Source organism: Candidatus Cloacimonadota bacterium, assembly GCA_012522635.1.
Classification (GTDB): Bacteria; Cloacimonadota; Cloacimonadia; order Cloacimonadales; family Cloacimonadaceae; genus Syntrophosphaera.
This window is the reverse complement of record JAAYKA010000028.1, coordinates 1-2717: the sequence shown is the minus strand read 5'-3', so window position 1 is coordinate 2717 and position 2717 is coordinate 1. Positions and strand designations below refer to the sequence as shown.

General features: G+C 47.8%; 2 protein-coding genes. One reads left to right on the top strand and one right to left on the bottom strand.

What is annotated here, in order from left to right; all coding sequences use genetic code 11:
- Window positions 1-66 precede the first annotated feature (66 nt).
- Window positions 67-2277, bottom strand: coding sequence for a T9SS type A sorting domain-containing protein (locus GX135_01730; protein ID NLN84807.1), 2211 nt, complete (start codon window positions 2275-2277; stop codon window positions 67-69).
- 261 nt (window positions 2278-2538) lie between these two features.
- Here GX135_01730 and GX135_01725 point away from each other — a divergent pair.
- Window positions 2539-2717: hypothetical protein (locus tag GX135_01725; GenBank protein NLN84806.1), on the top strand; the 179-nt coding region annotated here is incomplete at its 3' end.

The following is a 2717-nucleotide window of genomic DNA, read 5'->3' as shown; positions in this document are numbered from 1 at the left end:
GCGGAAAAAGTGTATATCAAATTGCCGCGAAGGCCGTGGACGTCAAGTGGAATTTTGGTTTTTAAGCTATTTCATCAGCAAGATTTTGTGATTTACCGCTCCGGAGCGGCTGGTCAACCTGGCAAAATAGACGCCGCTGGAGACATCATTGCCGCCAAAATCTTTTCCATCCCAGACGAAGCGATGTTCGCCCGCACTGAAGTTTTCATCCCGGCAGAGTTCTTTCACCAGTTGTCCTTTAAGATTGTAGATGGCAAGGCGCGCCGAGCCGCTTTCTGGCAGGGAAAAACTGAGCGTGGTGGAAGGATTGAATGGATTCGGCCAGTTTTTCAGTGTAATCTGTTGCTGCAGAGGAGATTGAACATGTTCATCGTTGGGGGTGCTGCTATCCTTGAAACGGATTAAACCGTGCACAAAGTTGTGCATCCAGAGATTACCTTGTCCGTCAAAGACGAGGTCCTGTATCCAATTTCTCAGCAAGGGGGAATTTGTTGTGGTGTAGGAAACGAAATCCGTTCCATCGAAGCAGATCAATCCAGAGTGCATGGTTCCGCCCCAGATTTTTCCATCCGGACCGGGTGCCAGAGCTTGGAAATCTCGGGCGGGATGATTGCCATACTGGATGTCCCAGGCTGCCCATTCACCATTGTGAAAGCTCGCCAAACCAGTGGAATAGCCAATCCAGAGCTTGCCTTCGGCGTCGAAAGCCAGACAATTCAGCTTGTTGCTTGGCAATCCTGAATTATCGGTAGTATAGATTTGCACTTGGTCTCCCACGTGGATTAGGCCGCTTCTTGTTGCCAGCCAGAGATTTCCGGAAGAGTCAAATGTCATGGCTTCTGGTTTGTGAGGCAAGGTTTCCTTGAGTGTCCACTCACCCTGTTCCAGCCTGTAGAGCCGCTGCTGGGAAGTGGGACCCTGCAGAGTTACCCAGGGATGGTTTTCGCCATCGAGAGCCAGGCAGGTTATCGTTCCGGACGGAAAGTTGTTCGTGTAAGAGGAGTATAATTGCCAATCTTCTCCGTCAAAACACACGACACCGCTTGGTTGCTCAGATATTTCGAACCAAAGTTTACCGTCGGAACCGCAAGCTAAATGTTGTGGGTCAACCACATAGGGGAATTCAGAGCTGTGGTAAAAACTCCAGTTGTCCCCGGTTTTTTTCACAAGAATGTCGTTTGGTCCCATATAGTCGGGCAAACTTAGCCACAAACTGCCATCTGGAGCTGTCGTCATGTCTCTGATATAGTTTGATGGCATGGGGGAACTGGAGCAATCGAATCCAGACCAAGTTCCTCCCTCATAAACCGCAATGCCATTCATGCTGGCAAACCAAATCCGGTTTTGAGAATCCTCCAGAACGGCATTGCACCAGTCCAAATTTGGCACCGCAGCCTGGGGAGCCAAAATTTCCCAGTTGTCACCTTGGCGACGGAGCAGATAATGATTGCTTCCAGTAGAAGATACGCCCATCAGGAGTCCGTTTTGCCTGTCCAAGCCCAGTTTAGTAATCGTTTGTGCATTAAGCAACTGGCTCAGATCATGAGTTTGGGTGCCATTGCCGTCCAGACTGTATAAATACGCGGCTACAGTGGCGAGCCAAAGTTTTGTTCCATCATGGGCTAATCTCAGAATATCTTCGTTGGGCAATCCCAGAGAAGCCATGGATTGTGAGCTCCAGGAAGAGCCATCAAAATGAGACAAACCACAAGTTCCTGTGTGTTGGTTGTAATATGAAAGCCAAGGCAGGCCTTCTTCATCCAAAACCATGCAACGAATCACTTCTCCATCGATGGAGGCTGAAGCCGCTGAATAAGCTGTCCATATCCCGTTCTTAAGATGGCAAACCCGGTTCGCGCCGCTATTCACCGCGTCAAGAATCCAGATTTCTGTGTCTGAAATACAGAAGATTCCAAGCGCTCCATTGACATTGATGCCTGTGTTTGACTGGTTAAAATGCTGCCAATCATCATTTTCCACGCGGAAAACCCCCTGCTCGGTTCCCATCCATAGCGTTCCGGAGGGAGATGTGTCCAAAGTATAGACGATGTTTCCCAAAAGGGGTGAATTCAATTTGTTGTAGAACTGCCTGGTCTGGGTGATGAGATCGTATTCCAGCAATCCCGCCGTGCTGCCAACCCAGACCGTGTTTTCGTGTTGGGCCAAGCAGCGCACATGACCGCCATAGAAAAAATATTCCCACTCACTCTCTTGCGCGTAAAACGCAGAAGCCACAAGCAGAACTGCCACACTCAGGATAATTTTGACCTGATTCATGATAACCTCTTTTCAAATTTTTATGAAATAGATAAAAAGCTTAGAGGGACATCAGGAAATATTGCATTCGATGAAAATATGTCAAGCAGAAATTCAAGTTTAAAACCGATGCCCGTGGAATAATATCCACAAGCAAGTCATAAGATTAGAGCTAATCGCAAAACACTTGCGGTTTTTTGATTGAAATAACTTGACCATATCTCCGGCATATTAAAAATTGTAATGTTGCTGATGATAGCCCCAAAACGAAAAGGAGATATCATGAAAAAAGCCGTGAATTTAATCGTATTCGCCCTGCTTTTTGCGGGAGCCTTACAGGCAAAAATCAAGGTCAATCCGGGATTCCGGGTCGGTTTGAACGTGGCCAGGCTGGAATTAACCGAAGACGGTCAGGAAATAGACAGTTCTGATGCCCTGGGATTGCATATCGGGGGATTCGC